Source organism: Leptospira licerasiae serovar Varillal str. VAR 010 (assembly GCF_000244755.1).
Classification (GTDB): domain Bacteria; phylum Spirochaetota; class Leptospiria; order Leptospirales; family Leptospiraceae; genus Leptospira_B; species Leptospira_B licerasiae.
On sequence record NZ_AHOO02000011.1, the window covers coordinates 199,657 to 222,652 of the forward strand.

At 42.7% G+C, this 22,996-nt stretch carries 22 protein-coding genes and 2 pseudogenes; 1 reads left to right on the forward strand and 23 read right to left on the reverse strand.

Annotated features, from left to right (window positions below; all coding sequences use genetic code 11):
• Positions 1-2 precede the first annotated feature (2 nt).
• From LEP1GSC185_RS13440 to thrS, 19 genes and pseudogenes are all read right to left on the reverse strand, one after another.
• On the reverse strand, positions 3-1,685 hold the full coding sequence (locus tag LEP1GSC185_RS13440) for a 30S ribosomal protein S1 (protein ID WP_008594536.1): 1,683 nt from the start codon (positions 1,683-1,685) through the stop codon (positions 3-5).
• 30 nt (positions 1,686-1,715) lie between these two features.
• Positions 1,716-2,429 carry a (d)CMP kinase gene (gene cmk / locus LEP1GSC185_RS13445; RefSeq protein WP_008595406.1) on the reverse strand — a complete coding sequence of 238 codons (714 nt, stop codon included), beginning with the start codon at positions 2,427-2,429 and terminating at the stop codon, positions 1,716-1,718.
• Positions 2,426-3,742: a 3-phosphoshikimate 1-carboxyvinyltransferase gene (gene aroA / locus LEP1GSC185_RS13450; protein ID WP_008594260.1), complete on the reverse strand. Its 1,317-nt coding sequence runs from the start codon at positions 3,740-3,742 to the stop codon at positions 2,426-2,428. The genes cmk and aroA overlap by 4 nt, the downstream gene beginning before the upstream one ends.
• A complete protein-coding gene (locus LEP1GSC185_RS13455) occupies positions 3,723-4,640 on the reverse strand; it encodes a prephenate dehydrogenase (protein ID WP_008597016.1) in 918 nt (305 codons plus the stop codon). The genes aroA and LEP1GSC185_RS13455 overlap by 20 nt, the downstream gene beginning before the upstream one ends.
• Positions 4,637-5,728 (reverse strand): prephenate dehydratase, encoded by a 1,092-nt coding sequence (gene pheA / locus LEP1GSC185_RS13460; protein ID WP_008594080.1) that lies wholly within the window; start codon positions 5,726-5,728, stop codon positions 4,637-4,639. Before pheA ends, LEP1GSC185_RS13455 begins: the two co-directional genes overlap by 4 nt.
• Entirely contained in the window at positions 5,715-6,254 is a 540-nt protein-coding gene (scpB, locus tag LEP1GSC185_RS13465) for an SMC-Scp complex subunit ScpB (protein ID WP_411550350.1), read from the reverse strand. Before scpB ends, pheA begins: the two co-directional genes overlap by 14 nt.
• Positions 6,255-6,259: 5 nt before the next feature.
• A complete protein-coding gene (locus LEP1GSC185_RS13470; protein WP_008593475.1) occupies positions 6,260-7,036 on the reverse strand; it encodes a segregation and condensation protein A in 777 nt (258 codons plus the stop codon).
• 5 nt (positions 7,037-7,041) lie between these two features.
• A complete protein-coding gene (locus LEP1GSC185_RS13475; RefSeq protein ID WP_008594408.1) occupies positions 7,042-7,404 on the reverse strand; it encodes a response regulator in 363 nt (120 codons plus the stop codon).
• A gap of 4 nt (positions 7,405-7,408) precedes the next feature.
• Positions 7,409-8,491: a protein-glutamate methylesterase/protein-glutamine glutaminase gene (locus LEP1GSC185_RS13480; RefSeq protein ID WP_008595650.1), complete on the reverse strand. Its 1,083-nt coding sequence runs from the start codon at positions 8,489-8,491 to the stop codon at positions 7,409-7,411.
• A 16-nt stretch (positions 8,492-8,507) separates the two neighbouring features.
• A pseudogene (locus tag LEP1GSC185_RS13485) lies at positions 8,508-11,162 on the reverse strand (chemotaxis protein CheW); the annotation flags it as partial.
• Between the two features lie 110 nt (positions 11,163-11,272).
• Positions 11,273-11,660, reverse strand: a pseudogene (locus LEP1GSC185_RS20340) (Hpt domain-containing protein); the annotation flags it as partial.
• Entirely contained in the window at positions 11,661-12,155 is a 495-nt protein-coding gene (locus tag LEP1GSC185_RS13490; protein ID WP_008595208.1) for a chemotaxis protein CheW, read from the reverse strand.
• Between the two features lie 105 nt (positions 12,156-12,260).
• On the reverse strand, positions 12,261-12,848 hold the full coding sequence (locus tag LEP1GSC185_RS13495; protein ID WP_008593525.1) for a 5-formyltetrahydrofolate cyclo-ligase: 588 nt from the start codon (positions 12,846-12,848) through the stop codon (positions 12,261-12,263).
• A 1-nt stretch (position 12,849) separates the two neighbouring features.
• Positions 12,850-13,149 (reverse strand): cell division protein ZapA, encoded by a 300-nt coding sequence (locus LEP1GSC185_RS13500; protein ID WP_008594925.1) that lies wholly within the window; start codon positions 13,147-13,149, stop codon positions 12,850-12,852.
• Between the two features lie 4 nt (positions 13,150-13,153).
• The gene (locus LEP1GSC185_RS13505; RefSeq protein ID WP_008596992.1) at positions 13,154-13,834 is read right to left on the reverse strand and encodes a hypothetical protein; all 681 of its coding nucleotides are present in this window, start codon (positions 13,832-13,834) and stop codon (positions 13,154-13,156) included.
• Between the two features lie 232 nt (positions 13,835-14,066).
• Positions 14,067-14,420 carry a 50S ribosomal protein L20 gene (gene rplT, locus LEP1GSC185_RS13510; protein WP_008595819.1) on the reverse strand — a complete coding sequence of 118 codons (354 nt, stop codon included), beginning with the start codon at positions 14,418-14,420 and terminating at the stop codon, positions 14,067-14,069.
• The gene (rpmI, locus tag LEP1GSC185_RS13515; RefSeq protein ID WP_010514334.1) at positions 14,420-14,623 is read right to left on the reverse strand and encodes a 50S ribosomal protein L35; all 204 of its coding nucleotides are present in this window, start codon (positions 14,621-14,623) and stop codon (positions 14,420-14,422) included. Before rpmI ends, rplT begins: the two co-directional genes overlap by 1 nt.
• A 35-nt stretch (positions 14,624-14,658) precedes the next feature.
• Positions 14,659-15,207 carry a translation initiation factor IF-3 gene (gene infC / locus LEP1GSC185_RS13520; RefSeq protein WP_008596924.1) on the reverse strand — a complete coding sequence of 183 codons (549 nt, stop codon included), beginning with the start codon at positions 15,205-15,207 and terminating at the stop codon, positions 14,659-14,661.
• Between the two features lie 250 nt (positions 15,208-15,457).
• Entirely contained in the window at positions 15,458-17,431 is a 1,974-nt protein-coding gene (gene thrS, locus LEP1GSC185_RS13525; RefSeq protein WP_008595834.1) for a threonine--tRNA ligase, read from the reverse strand.
• Between the two features lie 343 nt (positions 17,432-17,774).
• Between thrS and carA the strand changes: the two genes are divergently transcribed.
• Positions 17,775-18,863: a glutamine-hydrolyzing carbamoyl-phosphate synthase small subunit gene (carA, locus tag LEP1GSC185_RS13530; protein ID WP_008593577.1), complete on the forward strand. Its 1,089-nt coding sequence runs from the start codon at positions 17,775-17,777 to the stop codon at positions 18,861-18,863.
• Between the two features lie 186 nt (positions 18,864-19,049).
• Here the strand turns inward: carA and LEP1GSC185_RS13535 are convergent, their stop codons facing one another.
• The 4 genes from LEP1GSC185_RS13535 to LEP1GSC185_RS13550 all read right to left on the reverse strand — a co-directional run bounded on the left by LEP1GSC185_RS13535 (position 19,050) and on the right by LEP1GSC185_RS13550 (position 22,996).
• On the reverse strand, positions 19,050-19,658 hold the full coding sequence (locus tag LEP1GSC185_RS13535; RefSeq protein WP_008595856.1) for an SRPBCC family protein: 609 nt from the start codon (positions 19,656-19,658) through the stop codon (positions 19,050-19,052).
• A 34-nt stretch (positions 19,659-19,692) separates the two neighbouring features.
• Positions 19,693-20,175: an SRPBCC family protein gene (locus LEP1GSC185_RS13540; RefSeq protein WP_008595463.1), complete on the reverse strand. Its 483-nt coding sequence runs from the start codon at positions 20,173-20,175 to the stop codon at positions 19,693-19,695.
• Positions 20,162-20,491 (reverse strand): metalloregulator ArsR/SmtB family transcription factor, encoded by a 330-nt coding sequence (locus LEP1GSC185_RS13545; protein WP_008596988.1) that lies wholly within the window; start codon positions 20,489-20,491, stop codon positions 20,162-20,164. Before LEP1GSC185_RS13545 ends, LEP1GSC185_RS13540 begins: the two co-directional genes overlap by 14 nt.
• A 342-nt stretch (positions 20,492-20,833) precedes the next feature.
• Complete coding sequence (locus LEP1GSC185_RS13550; RefSeq protein WP_008593790.1) at positions 20,834-22,996, reverse strand: GAF domain-containing protein; 2,163 nt, start codon at positions 22,994-22,996, stop codon at positions 20,834-20,836.

The window sequence follows — 22,996 nt, forward strand, 5'->3', positions numbered from 1 at the left end:
CCTTATTTTAAGGAAGAATTGATAAAGCTGCCTAAACTTTCTCTGGAAGGAGTGTCGGAAGTTTTCAAATACTTCGCCATCTCTTCTCTTTCTAAGGCTTTGTCGAAATCCTTGATAGACAGAGAGATCTTCTTGTTTTTGGAATCGATCTTAACTACTGCACATTTTACGATATCGCCAGGTTTGTAAGACTCAGCCAAATTGGTGTCTTTTCCGCCAGGGATCTCGGAGATATGAACCAATCCTTCGAAACCAGGTTCGATCTCTACGAACATACCGAAGTCAACGATACTCTTGATCTTTCCTTGAACGACGGAACCGATAGGATAACGATTTCTTAATGCTTCGTAAGGATGTTCTTGCAGTTGTTTTAATCCGCAGGAAATTCTTTGAGCGTCAAAGTTGATGTCTAGGATAATGTATTTAACCTCTTCTCCTTTTTTCAATAGAGAAGTTGGGTTCTTTTGTTTTTCATCCCAAGTGATATCGCTGATGTGGATCAGACCTTCGATTCCGTTTTCCACTTCTACGAATGCGCCGTATTTAGTGATACCAGTTACTTTTCCGGTAAGAACATTTCCGACTCTAACTTCAGGACCTAAGGCATCCCAAGGATTCGGTTGAAGTTGTTTTAGACCTAAAGAAAGTCTTCTGCTTTCGAAGTCTATGTCTAGGATAAGAGCTTCTACTTCTTGTCCTTTTTTCAAAAGTTCTTTTGGATGAGGAGGTTTTTTAGCCCAAGTTAATTCGGAAGTATGAATTAAACCTTCTAAACCTTCTTTCAATTCTACGAATGCACCGAAGTTCGTAAGAGAAGTAACGGTTCCACGGATGACCATGTCTTTTTCCAAGGAACGTTTTGCCCAAACCCAAGGATCTTCATACAGTTGTTTGAGTCCTAACGCGAGTTTGTTGTTCTCCTTCTCCATTTCAAGAACTTGAAGTTCAATCTCTTGGCCGATGGTGAAGTATTGTTTGAATGGTGCGAATTTTTTATAAGAGATATCTCTTTGTCTGAGAAGTCCTACAACTCCTTCCAGATCACAGAAAACTCCGAAGCTTGCAATTTTGGAAACGGTCGCTTTAACCTTGTCACCAACCTTGACTTTTTCGGCGAGCGCGTCCCATTTCTCGTTATTCACTTCGTCTAGAAGTTTTTTTCTGGAAACGACTCCGGAGCGGGTGCGTTCGTTGATCTCGATTACTTTGAAATCGAGTTCTACACCTTTGTAATTTTCTCCATCGGAGAATTTATAACTAAGTTGAGAAGCAGGAAGGAAAAGTTCGGAACCTTCTACGTTAACGATGTAACCTTTTCCTTTGATCTCATTTACCAAACGTCCGCTAACTTGGTAATTATTCTTAAATGCGTCCTTAACAACTTCCCAACCTTTTCTTTGGTCGGCTTCTTTTTTGGAAAGGATACATCCCGAGTCAGTAGACTCTTTTCTTTTTACGAGTGCGGTTACTAAAGATCCGAGTTCCGGTTTTTCGTCGAACTCGGAGCGAGGAATTCTACCCTCTTGCTTCAATCCTTCGATTGCCACATAGACGTTATCGTTGTCTACGGATACGACTTTACCTTCGACCACTTGGTCTTTGCGAATTTCGGCTTCGTCGTTTTTCTTTTCTTCCCACTGTTTGAAAACTTCTGCAAAAGTGGACTTGTCTTGTTGGCTACTCATACGGATTGAAATACTCGGTGTTGATTGGGATTAGTGCGAATCGTTATAAATGCCTGGCTCTAGGCACCCAAGGATCTTACTAATTACACTATTTTTTGGCAGGTTATCTGTGTCAATGAGGATTGCGTCCTCCGCTTTCCGGAGAGGGGCGATTTCCCTTTCCGTATCGGATTTGTCACGGACCACGATCTCCTTTTCGATCTCTTCTAAATCGGAACGAATTCCTTGTTCTAATAATTGATTATATCTTCTTTCGGCCCTGACTCTGGAAGAAGCGGTCAAAAAGAATTTGTAACGAGCGTCCGGAAACACATGGGTGCCTATGTCTCTACCGTCCATTACCAAACGATGGGTTTCGGAAAGTTTTCTCAATTGGGAATTTACGAATTCTCTGAATACGGCTTTGTCTGCGATGTATTTGATCTCTCTTGTGATCTCCGGAGTTCTGATCTCTACGGAAACATCTTCTCCGTTTAAGAAAATATGATTCTCCCCTGTTTCTGAAAATTCACAGAAAATTTTTACACCATCGGTTAATGGAAGGAACTCCTTGCCGGACAACCAATCCGAAAAGGAAATGGAGGAATTTTTGGACTTATAGATCTTATAAATATGAAGAGTTAATGCACGGTAGAAAGCTCCTGAATCCAAATATTCGAATCCAAGTTTTTTAGAAAGTTCACGAGCCACTGTGCTCTTGCCTGTTCCGGCCGGGCCATCTAACGCGATCACATTTTCCGTCATTGTACAAAACCTTCCAATAATGATTCGAAGCCTGGGAAAGAGGTCTCGATCCATGAAGTTTCATCCGGATGGATTTCCAAACCGCTCACCGCTTTTAAGATCATAAAACTCATCGCGATCCTATGATCCATCTTGGTGAAAATATTCACAGAGTTTCCGGAGAGCCAGGAAGAAAGTTCGGAAGAATTTACACCGGATCCAATTTCAGGGACCTCATACCCGTCCTGATATTCATGTACCGTAATCCCAAGATTCCGTAAATTTTCAACCATCGCAGAAATTCGATCCGATTCTTTTGCGCGAAGTTCTTCGGCATGACGGATCACAAATCCACCTTTTGCAAAAAGACCAGCGATCGTAAGTATCGGGATCTCATCTATGAGAGAAGGGATCCATTCTTCTTTAATTTCAGAAAAACGTAAATTAGAAGAGACCGCTTCCAGATCTCCGACAGGTTCCCCACATTCTATTCGTTTATTGTGAACAAGAATTTTTGCACCCATTGCTTCGAGCGCATGAAGGATACCTATGCGAGAAGGATTTAGTCCCACATTTTTCACAAGGACAGAACCTTCTTTTAATAGAACTCCGAGTACTAAAAAAAATGCGGCGGAGGAAATATCTCCAGGCACCTTGAACTCTTTTGCTTCGAAAGTATAAGGGGGTTCCATTTTGAAATGAGTTGGAGAAAGATAAGTCAGCTTATTTCCTAAAAACCGAAACATATTCTCGGTATGGTCCCTGGAAAGAATATCCTCTTCGTATTCTAAAGAAGTCTCAGAAGCCATTGCGGCTAACATCAAACAGGATTTTACCTGAGCGGAAGCGATCGGGCTTTTATAATGGAAGTCGGATAACTTTTTCCCAACGATCTCAAGAGGAGCCTTATCGTCCTTCCCAGAGATGGATGCACCCATGGAATTTAAAGGTTTTATAATACGGGACATTGGCCTTTTTTGGAGAGAATGATCTCCGGTTAATGTGGCCTTGATTCCTTGGAGCCCGCAAAGTAATCCTGCAGATAATCTGATCCCAGTTCCAGCATTCCCAAAATCCAAAACTTCCTTAGGGGAATGGAGAGAGTTTTTGCCGGGACTTGTAAAAATGTATTCTCCCTTAGAGATCTTCTCCACCTTCAACCCGAGCCCAGTGAAAGCTTTCATTGTGTTCAAAGGATCTTCCGCTTCCAAAAATCCGGAAACATGGGAAGCTCCTTTGGATAATACGGAGAATAATACGCTTCTGTGAGAAAGAGATTTGTCTCCCGGAACTGTGATCTCTCTGCCGGAAGATTTAAGGATTCTTGGAATCATTTTGTTTCTTTAAAATTGCGTCCCTATCTATACGAGATTTTTCCATGAAGGACTCCCAATGTTTTAGGTCGAGCGGCTTTTCCGGTTTCAACTCCGAAAGAAGTTTATCCAGTCTATCCTTATAGTCCAAAAGCGCTTTATAGATCTCCTCTTGGTTGGAAGAAAAGATCGGTGACCACATTTTGGGATTAGAACCTGCAATCCGGGTCATATCTCTGAATCCCCCGCCTGTCAAAGGTAAAGGAGAATTTTGAGTGAATTCCCTTACGCACTCGTTTTCCCAAACCCAATTTGTCATGAGAGAGGAGATCAAATGAGGTACATGAGAAACATAGGACAGGATCTTATCATGATCATGTGCAGGAATTTCGGTCGTGGACATTCCTAAAAATTTCCAAAAACTTTCTATTTCAGAATATGCTTCGTCGGTCGCACCTTTCGGTCTAGTCAAAATACAAAGTCTGTTTTCGTATAGATCCGCATTTGCGAATTCCAAACCTGATTCTTCGGAGCCGCACATTGGGTGAGAAGAAATATATCTATGTTCTACTTTTAGGACCGACTCCACAGCGTGTACGATCTCTTGTTTGGTCGAACCCATATCCGTCAAAAGACCTTTAAATCCGGAAGGAAGTTTGGAGATCACTTCCACAGTTGTATTGACCGGAACTCCGAAAACGATCAAGTCGTAGGATTCCCAATCAGGAGATTTAGAAAATTCGTCCGAAGTAAAGATCTGATCCGCTGATTTAAGCCGGATTCCCTTCTCCTTACTGGAAGGTGATCCTACCACTCCCACAATCTTTGCAGAAGAGTTCTTTTTTCGTAAGGCTAAGGAAAGGGAGGCGCCCATCATTCCCAGGCCGTAAATCAGGATTCTAGAAAAATCGGTCTTCACGGGTTAGGTGGAGAGATCGGATAAGATCCCAAAATCCTGAGATAGATTGTGTTTTCTTTTAATACGTTCAGGACCTCTTCTATCTGAGGATCCTTTTTATGACCCAAAAAATCTATGAAGAAGTTATACTCCCAAGAAGTCCTGCGAGTAGGTCTGGATTCCACCTTGGTCATATTGATACCTTTATCAAAGATAGGCTTTAAAACTTTATAAAGTGATCCCGGTTTATCCGGAATTGAGAATACGACGGAAGTTTTATCATTCCCAGTAGGAGGACATTGGTTCTTACCGATGATCAAAAATCTGGTAGTATTGTCCGACATATCCTCGATGGATTCTCGAACAAGATCCAGTCCGTAAATTTCAGCAGCTATCGAAGAAGCTACTGCCGCACATGCTTCCTTCTTCTCTGCAACAATACTTGCCGCTCTGGAAGTGGAAGGAGTTTCCGAAACTTCTACATGAGGAAGATTTGCAGCGATCCAATTTCTGCACTGAGAGTTTGCAATTTTAATCCCGTACAAAGTTTTGATCTTAGAAAGATCATGCTCGAATCCTAAAAGATTCAGATGTATCTTAAGGTAAATTTCGGAATAAATATTTAGATCGGAAACTAAGAACTGATCCAAAGTGGAGTTCACGAGTCCTTCGGAGGAATTTTCCACAGGAACAACTCCGTAATCCGCCTTGTCAGTTTCCACCGCACGGAACACTTCCGGAATAGAAGGAAATTCATTTGCCTCTACGGAAGTTCCAAATCTTGCACGGACCGCTTGGTGAGAAAAAGATCCTTCCGGCCCGAGATAACCGATCTTTAAACCCTTTTCCACGGAGAAGGAGCCTGACATGATCTCTCTATAAATTGCAATGAGCACCTTGTCAGGGAGTGGGCCCGCATTCAGTCCAAGGATTTTTTCGTAAACGTCCTTTTCTCTGTCAGGGCGATAGATCGGTTCGTTGTTTTCTCTTTTGATCTCTCCGATCTCGGATGCGATCTCCGCTCTGGCCTGGATAGCCTTTACGATTTCTTTGTCCAGGGAATCGATCTTGTCCCGGAACTCTTTCAGTTTGTCGTTATTCTTGGCCATTCTCTATCAAATCATCCAGGTTTTCGAATTTTAATTCCTTCACTTCCACAGGGGCAGGTAAATCGGTCAGTTTATTTAATCCGAAATGTATCAAAAAGTCCTTAGTGGTCCCGTATAAGGCAGGTCTTCCCGGAACTTCTTTATTACCGACCGGTTTAACCAGTTTTTTGGAAATGAGAGAAGTTACCATAGCGCGAGAAGAAACCCCGCGAATATCGTCAATTTCAGATAAAGTGATCGGCTGTTTATAAGCGATGATCGCTAAAGTATCCAAACTGGAACGGGAAAGTTGTTCTCTCTTCTTCTCTTTGAAGAGCCTTGCTAAAATTTCGGAATATTTTTCGTTCGTAGAAAATTGATAGGCGCCTGCTATCTCTCTAAGAACGAAACCTCCATCCTTCTCTTGGTAATCCAAGATCAACTCGTCCAATATATCACGAGCTTCCTGTTTTTCGCAGTCTATGGATTTTGCGATACTGGCTAGTTTAAGCGGTTCTCCGGAAAGGAAAAGCAGCGCTTCTATCAGTCCTTTTAAGCCGGCTTTGTCGCGTTCCACGGTTCTCCTACCAAGAATATACGAATTTCGCCGAATGTACGATGCTGGCGGATGGATACGATTCTCTGTTTGCAGAGCTCCAACATTGCCAGAAAGACGGCTACTATCTCGGCTTTCTCGGGCTTGACCGTAGAAAACAATTCTTCAAAGGAGATATCCGAACGTTCGACGAGCAGTTCGGAAATGGTACCCATCTTTTCCTCGACAGAATACCGGTGGGGCGCGGTAAGTAAAGCGGGAATCTCGCCTTCGTCTTCCCGTTTTTCCAAGATCTCGTTAAATGCGGAAATCAGATCTAAAAGGCTTAGATCCAGCCAGGATTCTGACTCGTCTATGACCTGATTGGTCTCTCTGGAGAATACTCCTGCTTGGACCTTATCCACATCCCCCATTCTTTGGGCGGTTAATTGGAATTTTTTATGTTCTAAAAGTTTTTCGACCAGTTCGGGTGGAAGAGGAGGATCATAATCTTCTTCTTCGAAACCGGGATCGGGTAATAATGCTTTAGATTTGAGATAAACTAAATTAGCGGCCATAAGAGCGTATTCCGCTCCCATGTCTATATGAATACTTGCAGAAATCTTAATGAAGTTTAGAAAGTCTTGGGTGATTTGAGAAAGGGATACTTCAAATATATCCACCTTATAACTTTCGATAAGAGACCAGAGAAGACTCAAAGGTCCCTCCGTAATACCACCTTCGGAATTGTTCCACTGAACTACGAAGGATTGTGTGGTGTTTTCTCTCTCCATCTCTTTTAGGAATTCAGTGCTTTTTCCGCCGCCTGTTGCAATCTTTCAGGCGAGAAAGGTTTTACTACGAAATCCTTCACTCCCATCTTGATCGCTTTCGCAAGAAGTTCTTCCTGACCAAGAGCAGTTACCATGATGATACGTGCTTTCGGATCTAATTTAAAAATTTCCTGGGCTGCTTCGATCCCGTCTTTTTCTCTCATGGTAATATCCATGGTGACTAGGTCCGGCTTGATCGCTTTGTACTGATCAACAGCGATATTTCCGTTTTCGGCCTCGCCGACGATCTCATGCCCTCCGGCGACGAGTGCGTCCTTCACCATGGTCCTCATGAATTTTGCATCGTCTACTACGAGAATTCTGGCCATAATTTTAGTTTCCCCTTTCTTTAAGAATGGAAAGTATCCTTGATGTTATTGCGCTTACTGGTTCTACGAACTGAACTCCACCCATTTCAATGGCTTGGCGATTCATTCCGAAGATCACGGAGCTGTCCTCGTCTTGGGCAATAGTAGAAGCTCCAGTCTCTCTCATTCTGAGAGTCGCTGCCGCTCCATCCTTACCCATGCCGGTCATAATTACACCGACTAAGGCGCTCCCGTATTCCCGGATTGCGCTGTCGAATAAAACTTCGACTGAGGGCCTGTGTCCATTTACCAGTGCTTCCCTACCTAAGGCAATCCATTTACGTCCTGCCTTAGATTCGATCTTCAAATGTGCATCACCCGGCGCTACGTAACCTGTTCCGGGACGAACTTCTTCTCCGTCCTCGGCTTCCTTTACTGTAATTTTAGAGTGATCGTTTAAACGAGAAGCGAAAGCTTTCGTAAAACCCACAGGCATATGTTGTACGACGAAAATTGGTAGATGAAAATTCTCCGGAAAATCAGAAAAAACTGTCTGTAACGCTTTCGGACCGCCGGTAGACGTTCCGATACAAACTGCTTCCACGGCTTTTTTTTCATCTTTGAAAATTTTACTTTTGACCGTATCTACGATTTTTTTGGGATCAAGCCCCACATGACTTGGTCTTAAGCTATCGAAATAAGCGAGTATTCTATTTTTAAGAACTGTTCCAATTTCTTCCGGATTGAATTGATTACTGGAAGAAGGTTTCGGAACGAAATCAATGGCTCCGTATTCCAATGCTTTGAAAGTTGCATCCGCTCCGTGTTGTGTCAAAACGGAAAGCATCATTACCGGAATACCCAATTTTCGTTTCTGAAGTTCTTGTAGCGCGGAAAGGCCATCCATCACTGGCATCTCCACATCTAAAATGACAATATCAGGCCTAAGTTTTGTAGCGAGTTCAATACAATCCACTCCGGTTTTACCGGTAGCTATAACTTGGATCCTAGTTTCCTTTTGGATTTGGTCCGAAATAATATTTCTCACCAAAAGAGAGTCGTCTATGATCACGACCCGAATCGACCCGTTCGCGGGAGTTCCTACCACGACAAAATCCTAGTGTCTAAAATTTCGGAAGTAAATCCATGAGTTCATCGAAATCCGGAAGGAATAAAAGTACTCCTAACAGGTTGTTTCCCTCATGATTAAATTCAGTGAGCATACTTAAGAACTTAGTTCTTTCCGGCTTAACTACATCCAAAACTTCCAGGAAGGTTCCTTCCACAAGTTCCGGAACATCCGGCATTACACCCACTTTTGCTTTATTGGAAATAGAGTTTAAAACGGAGGCACAAACTATGTTTGCGATCTCTGATAAAACACTCTTAGTATCGTCGTCCAGAGTATCACCGCTTGGATTAGAATCCAAAAGTTCTCTGGCCAAATTTTTGGCATTCTCCCTAGAGAACATCATTAACATGTTCCCATTCAGATCTCCGGTCATTCTGACCTTCATTCCGTAGAATTTATCGTCGGAGAAACGAATCTCGGAAGCTAAACCTTCCTTATCATTCATGATAATTTCAGGAATAAACAGATCCACATTCCGATTCAAGATCTGAGAAAGTACCATACCGGCATTCATCATACCGGTGTTAACTACAGATTCGATCTTCTTGATCTGTTCTTTGCTAAGGTTTCCGGTAAATTCCTTGGAGTGAGAAACAGCCATCATTCTCTGTTTTTTCTGTTCCAAGAAACCTTCGATGATATGGTCCGCTCTTTTTCTTTCTTCGTCGGAAACCGGAGAATCGGAGATCAATTCGTTGATATGAGATCTGTATGCTTCTTCCATTCCCTCTTTTTTAGCCGCTGGCCTTTCCAAAACCGCAGTGTTGGAAGAAAGTTCGGAAGGACTTTCCGTAGAGGTAATCAATTTATCCTCGGAAGAACGGATCTCCATTGTCGTCTTGATCGGAGCGGAAGAAATTTCTCTTTCCAATTCTTCTTTCGCTACGATTACCTTTTTAGATTCTTCCGATTTTTTACGTTCGCTCTTCTTGCGACGTTCTCTTTCCCTAGTAGTGATCTCATGTAGTTTGTGATTATAAACGTTAGTAGGGTTGGAAGTTTTTTGGATATACATCTCTTCTTCCGTTTCGATGGTACGAATCGTGCTGATACGTTTCATCGTTTCCAAATGATAGTTTACGTATCTTGCATTCTCTTCCAACTCTGCGGCAAATTCCACAAGTCCGGCAATATCTAAAACCATGATAATGGTTCCGTCCCCCATGATGGAGGCTCCGGTTAGTCCCTTGATATTTTTGAAATTTTTCTCCAAGGATTTGATGACTGTTTCGTGTTTTCCTACGAGTTCGTCGACCATGAAGCCTAACTTACGGCCCTTGTATTGAACGATAACGACTGGGAATTCCTCTCTATCGGTTTTATCCTGAAGTCCCAAAATACGATTCAATCTGTAGATCGGAAGAACCTCTCCTCTCAAATTGATGATCTCGTTCCCTTCTAGAGTAGTGATCTGTTCGTTGTTTACCTTTATAGTCTCGTTCACTTCCGAAAGTGGGAAAGCGTAAACTTCTTCTTCCATTACGATCAAGATAGAAGGAATAATAGCTAGTGCTTGAGGGAATGATAAAACGAAGGAAGTTCCCGATCCTTTCTGAGACTGGATCAGGATTTTACCTTTGAATTCCTGGATGAGGCTGTTCACCACACTCATCCCCACCCCGCGACCGGATATATCGGTGATTTTGTCAGCAGTGGAAAAGCCGGGTGCGAAAATGAACTGATAAATATCACTTTCTTCTAAAGCAAGAGCGTCCGTTTCGGTAACGAGTCCTTTCTCTATCGCTTTTTTACGTATCTTCTCCAAATCCAATCCGCGACCATCGTCACGGATCTCCACCATAATATTACTACCACCTTGGTAAGCATTCAGTTCTACGATCCCTGTTTCAGGTTTGCCGAACCTTTTTCTTTCTTCAGGAGATTCGATACCGTGATCCACTGAATTTCGTATCAAGTGGAGAAGCGGTTCTCCTAACGCATCGATCACTTTTTTGTCCAACTCGGTGGACTCTCCATTCAATACCAGATCCACAGTTTTTCCGGTTTCCAAAGAAAGGTCTCGGACCAAACGAGAGAATCGGCGGAAGACGGTAGAAATAGGGACCATCCGGATATTCATGATACCGGACTGGAGTTCCTTAGAGATACGATTGATAAGATCGATACGACCTTTAAGTTCGTTGAATAACTGATCGTCTCCGAATGTACGGAGAAGGTCGTCGTAAATTTTCTGGAAGCCTGAGTTAGTAATCACAAGCTCGCCCACGTTGTTCATGAGCTGATCCAATTTGTCGGAGGAAACTTTAATACTTTTTAAAGTAACTTTCGCCTCGCTACCTCTCTCTTCCTCGTCTAGTTGATAGGAAGAAGAAACTCCGGATTCTAAATATCCGCTAAGTTTATATTCTTGGATCATGAGGTTTTCTACCATATCTACGTTAGCAGCTTTGGTAAGTTCCTCTTGAGATTCAGAGCTTACGATCAGTATGGAAAGATACGGAGCTTCTGTTCCGTTCTCCAATTCTTCCGCGCTTGGCTGAGTACGGAAAACCTGTCCTAAGTTTTTCAGATTTTGAACAATCAGAGTATAACGTAGGCCTTTCATCGGAGAATCTTTTTTGAGTCCTACTTTTAGGAGCCAAGATTTTCCGGAACCGTTACGAAGGATCTCTTCTAATTCTTTTTGGTCATCCGCATCCAGATCGACTCCGTTGCCGGGAAGTTCTTCTTGTTTAACAACCTGCGCAGAGGATTGTGAAATGGATTTACCTCCGGCGTTTGGAGCAGGAGCTACATCCGGATTTTTTTCGTATGCTTCCAGTCTTTGGATCATATCCGTATAAGGGGTATCCACTTTTTTTCCGGCAGCAACGTTCACGATCACGTTTTTGATCAGATCGAAACATTGGAATAGTAAATTTACAAGGGATAGATTAACTGCAAGTTTTCCATCTCGGATACTTTGGAGAAGGTTCTCCATCTTATGAGCAAGATCGGAAAGATTGTACAAACCGACGAAAGCGGCGGAACTTTTTAAAGAGTGAGCCGCACGAAAAATATCATTGATAGTTTGAGGATTAGATTGGTCCTTTTCCAGTTTTAGAAGGTTCGCATTTAGCTCTTCTATCTGGTCCTCGGACTCTTCCAAAAAGAGTTCTGTGTATTCGCCAAGTACTCCTGCCATTTACGCTTCCTCCCCGGCGTAATCCATCACCTTGGTAAGATTCAAGTTCAGGATCAGAGAGTCTTCGAATTGGCTGACTGATTCTATTAGTTCGCTATAATTTACGCTCAGGTCTTCGTCCGCTTGGCTGACCTTGTCTTTGCGGATCTTGACCACTTGTTTTACTGAGTCAACTAAGACCCCTGCCCTTTTTTCTCCGTTAACAACAACGATAATCCGAGTGGAAGGAAGAATATCACAAAAACCTAAACCGAATAGTTCCTTCAGATCCATGATAGGAATGATCTCGCCTCTCAAGTTGATTACCCCTAATATAAAACCTTCTACATTAGGGATTCTTGTGATAGGCACCGGCTTAAGTATCTCGTGGATGTATAGAATATCGATCCCGAAAATTTCCTTATCTACTTCGAACGTGAGAAATTCCTGGATAGATTCTAGATCTTTCTCTTCTTGGTTTAGTTCCGCGTGGTTGTTTTTATCGATGGTTTTCACCGGTTCTCCGCCACTTACTCTTTCAGAACGGAAACTTTGGGCATAAGTTTCCGGCTTAGTACATTGTCGACACGGAGCCCCCCGAAAAAGAAACTCCCTATCGAATTATCCGACTGATTTTTCTCCCTTTTTCCCGGGAAAGCAATGGTTTTTTTTCTCAGTAATCACCGTACCTGCTTTCAGATCATGGGGTTCTGCGGAAAAATCGCAAGGGTATAGGTTCTCAAAAGAAAGGCCAATCATTTTTTCGGAAACTATATCCTTTAGAGAACGATCATAAAAACCTTTTCCTCTTCCGAGCCTTGCCCCTTCCTCATTCCAGCCCAGGGCGGGAATTAATATCCAATCCGCATCTTCCGGTTGGACGAGTCTTTGTCCTGTCGGTTCTAAAATCCCGAACGCTCCAGGGGAAAACCCGGAGCCCAACCTAAATTCCAATCCTGAGTCTGTTACTTTTGGAAAAAATATGTCCAAAATGAAATTTCCTATCTGTAAAGAGGAGCCTAACGGTAGAAAAGGAGAAATTTCAAAATCATCAGCAACATAGGAGATGATTTTTAATTGGGTAGAAGATGAGCTATGTCTCAGAAACTCCAGAAGATTAGAGCGGATCTGTTCTTCTTTTTCTTTCCTGGAAGGAACTCCCAAGATAAGAGATTTACTATTCTTTCTGGCTTCCGATTTAGAAACCAAATCAAAGATCTCCTATCAAACCTTCTTCCAAGAGAGTGATCAACTTTTTGGTCTTTTCTTCCGCCTCGGGAGAAGAAGGTCCGGATTCTCCGGTTTGGTTTTTGGATTGCTCCAACTCGTCTGCGAAGTTTAAAGCAGCAAGCACCGCAAGTTTCAATTTTGGTGCGTTAGGCATTCCCAATTGTAACTCACGTATTTTTCGGTCCACCAATTCGGCGAGCCTATGGATATACTCCGGATCGGTATCGCCTACTATGGTATAGTCGTCGCCCAGTATACGAGCTTTGACTCTTTCACTCATAAAATTACTTAGGATCGTCTTCGATGACTAAGAAGTCGTCGTCTTCGTCCGCATCGAATACGCTAATCGCATCATCATCGTCTTCGATAATAATGTCATCATCGTCGGCAGAAACAGGACTGAAGTCGTCGATAGGTTCGTCTGTAATGATGATCTCGTCGTCTCCGCCGGAAGAATCGGAAGATTCAGTTAGAACGGAAATATCATCGTCTTCGTCGTCTAGAAGAATGATCTCATCATCTTCGTTAAAGTCTTCTTCGGAAGAGTCTCTAACTACGGACGGAGCAGCAGAAGCTGCCGCCGCTCCAGCAACTGCACCCGCAGCAGCGCCAGTAGCAAAAGAAGAACTTGAACTAGGCTTAGGTGAAGAAGAAGCGGAGGAGGATCCGCTGCCGGAAGCAGGAAGGCCATCCAAACGTCCCAGAAGTTGATTGATCTTACCTTCGAGAGCTCTTTCTCTTTCCTTAATATCTTCTAACTCCTTGTTCGCTTTTTGGAGTTGCTCACGTAAAGAAGAAAGTTCTTTTTCTTTCTCTTCCATCGCCAGTTTCATCTGGTCGTTTTCAGCACGAAGAGATTCGTTTTCTGTTTCCAGGCGACCGTTTTCCGCCCGAAGGTCGCCAATGAGTTCGAGCGCTTTTAGGACTTTACTCTCGAGCTCCTCAATTGTCTCCATAGTTAACATAGTGCGAACCTCGTTCTCCTTAATAGGAGTGGTTTTTTTATAAAATTACACTTAGGGCGAAATTCCGCCTAAATATTTGAGACCTGCCTATTCGGCAAAATCCATCCCATTTTTCATCATTCTCAAAAAGAGAAAAACCTTTTTTTCTAAAAACAAAGAAAGCCCGTAGAATTACGGGCTTTTTCAGGCAGAAAGATCCGAAAAACCGGAGCTTCCTAAGGGCGAATATTGATTACGCCGCTACCTTGATTTTTTCAACTAAGGCGTTGAAAGTTTCTTTGTCGCTAAATGCGAGTTCTGCCAGGGCTTTTCTATCCAAAGAAATATTGGCTTTTTTCAATCCGTACATGAATTGAGAATAAGAAAGTCCAGCTTCGCGAGCTGCAGCATTGATACGGATGATCCACAGTTTGCGGAAATCACGTTTTTTTGCTCTTCTGTCTCTGTAAGCCCATTGGCCAGCTTTCATTACCGCGGATTTCGCTGTTCTGTAAAGCTTGGATCTCGCTCCTCTAAAACCTTTTGCGGTTTTTAGGATTTTTTTACGACGATTCTTGTGTATGGTTCCGTTTGTTGCGCGTGGCATTATCGAACTCCGTAAGGCATGAGTCTAACGATTGCTTTCCAATCCGCATCCACTACCAAGGTCATTCCTCTGAGACGACGACGTCTTTTAGGTCCTTTTTTGGTAAGAATGTGACGGGTGTTCATACTCTTCCGTTTTATTTTATTATTTTTGGAAAACTTGAACCGTTTTGCTGCGGCTCTATTTGTTTTAAGCTTAGGCATTTCCCCTACCTCGATAATTCCTGGATCTTTATACTCTATTGCTTTGCAGCAAGAGGTGTGATAACTACAACGATTTGGCGGCCGTCTAACACTGGTTCTCTTTCCGGAGTACCGACCGATTTCAAATCTTCTACCATTCGATTGACTACGTTCATTCCGAGTTCGGAGTGCATCATTTCACGACCGCGAAAGCGAAGGCTGACTTTAACTTTGTCCCCTTTTTGAAGAAACTCCACTGCGTGGCGCTTTTTAATTTCGTAATCATGTTGTTCGATCCTTGGACGGATCTTTACTTCTTTTACGTTGATTACGTGTTGTTTCTTCTTAGCTTCCTTACTCTTTTTAAGTAGTTCGAACTTATATTTACCGTAATCGATGATCTTGCAGACATGAATTTCTTGGTCGCCGGATACTTCTACCAGGTCCAAGTTTTCTTCTTTAGCGCGCCGTAAAGCCTCGTCAAAAGAAACGATCATTACTCCGTCATCCGACACCAATCTTACCTGGGATACCCCTGTAATTTTCTCATTAATTCTATGAGTAAATAGTTTATCGGTGGGTTTCGGTTGAGGCCTCTTCTGCATTCAATCTCCGGTTTTTTCCAATTTTTTGGCTAGTAGGCTAGCTTTCAAGCGATTTTCTCTACAGATAGCCTAATACATCAAGTAGAATTTAGTCCGGGAGACACAGAATGGGAAAGACGCAGTGTTTTTTTCTCACGCAGAGACGCGGAGCCGCAGAGGGGTTAAATGTATGAAATTAAACCCAAAAACTCTCTGCGTCTTGGCGGCTCTGCGTGCAAATAAACCTCTGTGGCTTTTTACGCTCTGCGTTTTACAAACCCTCTGCGACTTCTTTTTCGAGGAGGGCCTTAAACTCGGAATAAGACATAGAAATTGTTTCTTCCGAGCCTCGTTTTCGGACCGCAACTGTGCCTGAATCCTTCTCCTTTTGGCCCAAAACCAGAAGGTAATTTGCCTTTTTTAAGATGGAGTCTCGGATTTTAGCGCCGATCTTCTCATTTCGAAAATCACCTTCTGCTCTAAAACCGGATTCAATCAGATTTTTTAGGATCTCGGATCCATAATCCTGCACATTTTCAGTTACAGTCAGAACGCGTATTTGGTTAGGAGAAATCCAAAGCGGGAACTTTCCTTCGAAATGTTCTATTAATATCCCTATAAATCTTTCCAAAGATCCATAGATTGCCCTATGGATCATGACAGGTCTTTTTTTCGCTCCGTCTGAATCGGTATAATCCAATTCGAAACGATCCGGCATGGAGAAGTCTATCTGGACAGTTCCACATTGCCACATCCTTCCGATAGAATCCTTGATATTAAATTCTATTTTAGGTCCGTAGAATGCGCCTTCTCCTTCTTTAATGGAGAATGGAATATTTCTTTTTTCCAAGGCTTGCTTGAGAGCGTTGGTTGCAAATTCCCAATCCTCGTCCTTACCTTGGGACTTTTCTGGACGAGTAGCGATATAAGTTTTAAATTCTTGGAATCCGAACTTCTTATACACATTAAAAGTGAAGTCTATGATATCCAATACTTCTGCTTCCAGATATTCCAAAGGTGCATAGATATGAGCGTCATCCTGAGTGAATGCTCTTACTCTGAAAAGTCCATGAAGAACTCCATGCAACTCATGACGATGTACACTTCCTAATTCTGCGAATCGAAGAGGAAGTTCTCTGTAAGAATGAAGATGGTGTTTGTAAATCAAACTACAACCCGGACAGTTCATCGGTTTGATCGCGAATTCTTCTTCGTCGATATCAACAAAATACATGTTTTCGTTGAAGTTGTCCCAGTGACCGCTTCTTCTCCACAACTCAGAAGAAAGTACGGCAGGAGTTTTAATTTCTTGGTATCCACGTTTAGCACATTCTTTACGAATATAATCTGCTAACGCATTCCAAAGAGTAGTTCCCTTAGGATGCCAGAAAGGAAAACCAGGTGCTTCCGGTTGGAAAGAGAATAGATCCATTTCTTTTCCGATCTTTCTATGATCTCTTTTCTTAGCTTCTTCCATTTGGAAGATATACTCATCCAATTCCTTCTTACTAGGAAATGCGATCCCGTAAATTCGAGTGAGCATACGATTGTTTTTGTCCGCTTTCCAGTAAGCTCCAGAAAGTGCGGTCAATTTGAACGCTTTCAAAAATCCGGAACGAGGGATATGAGGTCCTCTACAAAGATCGAACCATTCTCCCATCCCGTAGATAGAAACTTTTTCGTCTGGAATTTGGCCAACGATCTCTATCTTGTAGTTCTCTCCCATTTTTTCAAAAACGGAGATCGCTTCTTTTTTGTCCCAGACCTTGCGAAAAACTTCGTGATCCGCATCTACGATCTTCTTCATTTCCGCTTCTATCTTAGGAAAATCTTCCGGAGTGATCACAGTCTCTGTGAAATCTATATCATAATAGAAGAAGCCGGGGCCATTTTCGATCACAGGACCAACGGTTAGTTTTGCATCTTTATATAAATTCTGGACCGCCATTCCGAGTAAGTGAGCTGCGGAATGTTGGAAGGTTTCCCAACCCTCTTTGTCTTGGAAGGTCAAAACTTCTAACTTAGGCGTGGTGTTCGGGGTGGTTGTGGAATCGATGGTCCGGCTTAAATCCAAAACGTTTGTGCCATCCAAGCGGACTGCTAACGCCTTGTTCTTTAAGAACGGAAGTTGAGACTCTATAAAATCCTTATAGGAAGAACCGGCGGACACCTCTTTAGAGCTTCCATCCGGTAAGATAAATTTGACTGACTGATTTTGAACTGCCACAGCTACCCCTGCTTCCATTCCGTCGATACACGGTTTTTTTCGCAAGCCTGTTGGGAAAAAGGTGCAGAGTTTATGAGAGGCTCAAGAGGGCTTTGTCACGCAGAGACGCAAAGACTCAGAAGGAAAAAATTAACATTTCAAAATTCCTCCGCGGCTTTGCGCCTCTGCGTGCGAAGAAACCGCGGCAGCGATGCGTAGATCTTTAGTCCGGGCTTTGCCCGGATGAGCGCGAATGCGCGAAATCGAAGCAGCGCGACCCGAGCGACAGCGAGTGGAGCCGCCCAAATCCTTTGTTGGAGTTCCTACAAAATTCTGGGTGTTTCCACTTGACCCTTACCTTCGGTGCGAAAGCCTGTCCTTAATGAAAGCGTTCTTGGTTTTAGAAAACGGGGACGTATACGAAGGTGAATCCTTCGGCTACGAAGCCCAATCCGTCGGGGAAATCGTCTTTAATACTTCCATGGCGGGTTACCAGGAAATCCTGACTGACCCATCCTACGCCAACCAAATCGTAACTCTCACCTACCCGATGATTGGGAACTATGGGATCCATCCAGACAACATGGAATCCGGAAAGATCCAAGCGGCGGGAATGATCGTGAAAGAATATGTGGATCGCCCTTCCAACTTCAAAGCCCAAAAGACATTATCTCAATTTTTAAAAGATTATAAAATTCCAGGAATCCAAGGGATCGATACCCGAAAGTTAACTCGCTTCATTCGCACGAATGGGGCTCCTAACGGCGGGATCTTCGTTGCGAACGAATACTCGGATTCCTTTTTAGCGGAAGTGAAAAAATTTCCGGGGATCGCAGATGCTGACCTCGCGAAAGTTGTCACCACAGATAAAAAATACGAGTTCGGGTCTGCCGCCGGAAAAAAATATAAACTCGCTGTTTACGATTACGGAGTGAAGACTAATATCCTTAGGCTTCTGGACGCTGCCGGTTTTGCGGTCTCCGTTTATCCGGCCCAAACTCCTGCTTCGGAAATTATGAAAGATGGAGTGGATGCATTCTTTCTTTCGAATGGTCCTGGCGATCCAGCTGCTTGCACTTACGCGATCGATTCCACAAAAGCTATATTAGAAAAAAATTATCCTCTTTTCGGGATCTGTTTGGGTCATCAGATCATCGGCCTGACCTTGGGCAAAAAAACAGAAAAAATGAAATTCGGGCATAGAGGCGGGAACCAACCCGTAAAAAGCCTGGAAACCGGCAAGGTGGAGATTACCTCCCAGAATCATGGCTTTGCTGTGGTTGCAGAATCCTCCGAAAAGGAGCCGATCTCTTTTATCAACCTGAACGATGATACTGTAGAAGGTATTCTAAAATCAGGTTATCCTCTTCTCTCCGTTCAATACCATCCGGAAAGTTCTCCTGGTCCGAATGACAGTAGATATTTGTTCCAGAAATTTTATGATTTAGTGGATTCTTCTAAGAAGAAGTAGTTTGGTGTGCGAGTCCATGTTGGAATTCCGACATGGATTTGCAGGTGTGGATGCGGTTGACGAAATGAGGGATTTGTGGTAGGCGTGTAAGCGCTCTCCCACGAGCCACTCCCCCCTCCCGAATCTGGGTGGGGGCGGTCTTAATCCCATTGTAGGAGTTCCTACAATTTAACTCTTAGCTCCGATTTACTTTTTCGACTTCAGCAAAGTCTCCAGTTTATCGAAAGAACTATTCCAACCCACTGTCATGATCTGCCTCATTCCCAAGAAAGTTTGACGTTCCGTCTCAGTGGCTTCACCAAAAACTTCCCATTTAACTGTTACTTTCGTTTTTTTCTTTCCATCTTCTTCGAAAGTCACTGTGGTTAAAAGCATATCAGGATAAGTAGAAGAGAAAGGAGGTTTAGATAAATTTCCTTCTTTATCGCAAAAGTTCTGCGTATAGATCAGTAAGCTAGGAGGACCTATCTTTTTATAATTCAATTTCCCATATTTAGTAACTCCATCAGAAGTTGTCATGGCCCATTGAGAAGTTCCGCCTTCTTTCAGACCGACATTGATGAAGGTCATAGAAGCGCCAGCCGGTCCCAACCATTTCGCAAATCGATCAGGCTTAATCCACATTTCAAACATCGTTTTGATATCCGCATCGAACGAATGACTAATAAGAAATGTATCTTTCCCAGATGTTTCATCGTCGGGAGAAGTTTTAGTAACGTTCAAGGTTGCGCAGCCAAATAGAAGTGCGAAACTGATCACGATTACAAAGTGCGAAATCATTTTTGGTTTCATCATAAGATTTTTCTCTGAACTAAACATCGTTGCCCGATTATTTCAATTTTTCCAAATACTTAGCAAGGTTGCCGATATGCTGCTTAGCACCTTCGATGGCTCCATATTTTTCATTCACTCTTTCAAGTTCCTCTTTGTTCGGGAAGACCTGCTCCATTGTTAGGTTCGTTCCTTCTCCAGCCTCTTCGAATATGATCTTAGATTCAAAATGCACGTCCTGATGGCCTTCCCCATCACCAAGATGCTTGTAGAGAATGTGATGAGGCTTTTTGATATCAGTGAATTGGATCTTGTTTTTATAATCATGTCCGTCGGGTCCATGCATAGTAAAATCCCAAATCCCTCCATTGGTAAAATCCATATGCTTTGTAGTTAATGTAAATCCATCCGGTCCCCACCATTCTGATAGATGTTCAGGCGTTGACCATACTTCGAAGATAAGTTCTGCCGGAACGTCAAAGTATCTTTTGTAAATGACTTTGTTACCTTCGATAATTGTTTCTACGTTATTTTTTATCACGAGCTCTCTCCTTTTTGATCTTTAAAACATACCGATCCAGTTTATCTAAACGTTTATTCCATAAATCGATTATATCGAGTAACCAATCTTCCATTTCATTAATGCTAGATCCGTTAAGGCTATAGATACGCTTTTGCGCTTCCTTTTTCATATTAAGGACTTTAGCGCTCTTTAATACCTTTAAGTGATGTGAAATGGCAGGCGGACTTATTTTAAAATTTTGTCCGATCTCAGTTGAAGTGAGTTCGCCATTTTTGGCCACCAGTCTCACGATTTCCCTTCTTGTATCGTCAGCAAGCGCGGCAAATGCATTCATAATCCATTATTTAAATATATATTTAAATAAGTCAATATTTAATTAAATATATATTTAAATAATGAAGCCGGCTAAAGAATGGAAGATTTAAGAATCTCTTTTGGGAGCAAGGGTCGGAATTTCAAAAAGGTTTCAGCTTTATGATTTCGAGGAAGTTTTTGAGAAATAAGCGATGTTGGAATTCCAACATCAGATGGAATAGAAGTATGTTATTGACGAAGTAAGGGATTTATGGTAGGCGAGAACGAGCTCTCCCACGGGCCACTCCCCCCCACCCAATGCAGGGTGGGGGCAATCTTAAACTCATGTAGGAACTCCTACAATGACATCTCGCAAATAAAATCAGGATTCTTCTATGAGTTCCAACATTCTTTCTTTCTCTCTGGTATCCGCAGGATAACAAAGAGTTTGGTTGGCTGTAGAAGTCTGAAAATCTTTGTTCTTTCTGTCCAATTCTACAATTCTATTTCGTATCTTACGAACTACGATCTGGGTTTCTTCCCTATCTTTTCCGTCCAGAACGACTACATATTTCCCTTGGCCGACTCTATAACAATAGTCCGTTTCTCCTAAATTTTCCTGGATAGACGTCCTTAGCTCCTCACAATAATGAGCGAAAAATCCCGCACCCTTAATGCGGACCATTCTGGTTGCATTTTGAACTTTGAAAACTGTAAGACTGAAAGGTGTTCCTATCTTGGAAGCTCTCGAGATCGCTTCGTCTATTCTTGATTCAACAGGACTGAAAGGATCTCTGAATACTGCGTCTCTTTCTTCCAACATTAATAAGTTGGAGAGCACTGGAGAGGCAATTTCGGAAATCCCAACCGCGGTCTCTCGATCCGTATCCGTCCAAGGTCTTTCCGTTTCGTGAATGAATAACATTCCCACAAGCCAGTTTAAGTTTAAAAAGGGAAGAATGTCGAAATCATGCATGAGCCCGATCTCATCGTTTGATAACTGCGATAATAGTTCCGGATTTTTTCTAAAATTAGCGATTCGGAATACTCCTGGAACGTTAGCGACTATCCCGACTAAGTTAGAATCCAGTCCCAGTCTGAATTTTCCGGAAGTATCCGGAGTGAGTAAATTTGTTCCGAAAACTTTGTATTCTTTTCTGGTGCTTCTATCTAAGAGTAAGAAACTCCAACGCCTAAGCCCGAGTTCTTTTTTCAATACTTCCACCAAATAGTCATATGCCTCGTCCATATCTCGGACTCCGGCAAGGTCTCTTGCAGTAGAAAGTATTCTTTCGTTACTTTTGACTACTTGGTTCAGGCGATCGTTCTCTTGGTGAAGCGCTTCCAGATCCATGATCCTTCTTAAGACGGAACCGGCCATTTCCCCTACGATCTTTAAGAACTCGAGATCCTCGATCGTATAATCTTCGCCCTCTATAGTTTTACTTAATATAATAATTCCATAAAATTCGTCGTAGCTACGAATAGGAATTAGCATCTCTGCTTCCGTTTTTTCGAGGATCTCTTTCTCCTTTTTAGGTGGAGAATGTTTTAAGATCTCTTTTGCATACACTACCGACGGAGTTTTTAAAGCTGCTTGATAACTTTCATCCCCAACTTCTAAGACCCAATCAGGATCGGCGCCTATTCCTTGAGCTTCCACGACTCTAAGGACATCATATTCTCCATTTGTAGAAGAGAATATTACTATGGATTCTGCCCCGATCTGCCCCTGGATGGAAAAACTTAAGTTCTCGAAAAAATTGGTAAAATCTTTAGATGCGGAAATCTCTTTAGAAATTTCGAAAGCAGATAAATAGTTCTCTAATTTTTTACGGGACGCTATCTGTAGGTCGATAGGCATCGTAGAATAATCGGAATCATCGTCGAATAAGAACTGCGCATTCTCAGTATCGTTTTGTTCTTTGCTGAAAGGGCGACCTGCTTCTTGGCTTGCCTGGTTTTCAGCATCCTTGACCCAATCGTCAAACGGATCTTTAATTGTATCCGGCTTGGAGAGTCCAGACGGAATTTCTTCCTCTTCTTTTACTTCTTCCGCTTTTGACAATAAACCTTTCGCTGGAGTTTCTTCCGAAAGATCTCCGAAATCTGCACCTAGATCCGAATCCCCTAATCCCAATCCAAGATCAGGATCTACTTCAAAATCAGATTCTTCTTCTGCAGCAGAACCGAAGTCCGTGGAAGACAGATCGAAATCAGTGTTTACGTTTTCTCCAAAACTTTCCGAACCGAAATCGATATCTCCGAAATCCGCAGATGGGGAATCGAAACTAAAATCTTCTTCGGAGGAAGTAGAAGCAGTTGCCGGCTCAAAGTTAGTAGGATCTTCATAAACGGAAGGCGCTTTCTCCTTTCGCCCGCCGAAGTCCATAGCCTTTTCCAAAAGTCCTTTGGCACGTACTGCCATGGATTTTTTTAAAAGAGAAGGTTTTTCTACTCCGGAAACCGCAACCGAAGATGTTTTAGCTCCGGATTCCAAATTCCCGGAACGAATAAGACGAGTGACCTTGTCTAACAAACCCAT

Bases quoted from the DNA above. Each gene is read 5' to 3' on its own strand.
- LEP1GSC185_RS13440 (WP_008594536.1), bottom strand. From the start codon at position 1,685: ATGAGTAGCCAACAAGACAAGTCCACTTTTGCAGAAGTTTTCAAACAG.
- cmk (WP_008595406.1), bottom strand. From the start codon at position 2,429: ATGACGGAAAATGTGATCGCGTTAGATGGCCCGGCCGGAACAGGCAAG.
- aroA (WP_008594260.1), bottom strand. From the start codon at position 3,742: ATGATTCCAAGAATCCTTAAATCTTCCGGCAGAGAGATCACAGTTCCG.
- pheA (WP_008594080.1), bottom strand. From the start codon at position 5,728: ATGGCCAAGAATAACGACAAACTGAAAGAGTTCCGGGACAAGATCGAT.
- LEP1GSC185_RS13470 (WP_008593475.1), bottom strand. From the start codon at position 7,036: ATGGAGAGAGAAAACACCACACAATCCTTCGTAGTTCAGTGGAACAAT.
- LEP1GSC185_RS13475 (WP_008594408.1), bottom strand. From the start codon at position 7,404: ATGGCCAGAATTCTCGTAGTAGACGATGCAAAATTCATGAGGACCATG.
- LEP1GSC185_RS13500 (WP_008594925.1), bottom strand. From the start codon at position 13,149: ATGAGTGAAAGAGTCAAAGCTCGTATACTGGGCGACGACTATACCATA.
- LEP1GSC185_RS13505 (WP_008596992.1), bottom strand. From the start codon at position 13,834: ATGTTAACTATGGAGACAATTGAGGAGCTCGAGAGTAAAGTCCTAAAA.
- rplT (WP_008595819.1), bottom strand. From the start codon at position 14,420: ATGCCACGCGCAACAAACGGAACCATACACAAGAATCGTCGTAAAAAA.
- rpmI (WP_010514334.1), bottom strand. From the start codon at position 14,623: ATGCCTAAGCTTAAAACAAATAGAGCCGCAGCAAAACGGTTCAAGTTT.
- infC (WP_008596924.1), bottom strand. From the start codon at position 15,207: ATGCAGAAGAGGCCTCAACCGAAACCCACCGATAAACTATTTACTCAT.
- thrS (WP_008595834.1), bottom strand. From the start codon at position 17,431: ATGGAAGCAGGGGTAGCTGTGGCAGTTCAAAATCAGTCAGTCAAATTT.
- carA (WP_008593577.1), top strand. From the start codon at position 17,775: ATGAAAGCGTTCTTGGTTTTAGAAAACGGGGACGTATACGAAGGTGAA.
- LEP1GSC185_RS13535 (WP_008595856.1), bottom strand. From the start codon at position 19,658: ATGATGAAACCAAAAATGATTTCGCACTTTGTAATCGTGATCAGTTTC.
- LEP1GSC185_RS13545 (WP_008596988.1), bottom strand. From the start codon at position 20,491: ATGAATGCATTTGCCGCGCTTGCTGACGATACAAGAAGGGAAATCGTG.
- LEP1GSC185_RS13550 (WP_008593790.1), bottom strand. From the start codon at position 22,996: ATGGGTTTGTTAGACAAGGTCACTCGTCTTATTCGTTCCGGGAATTTG.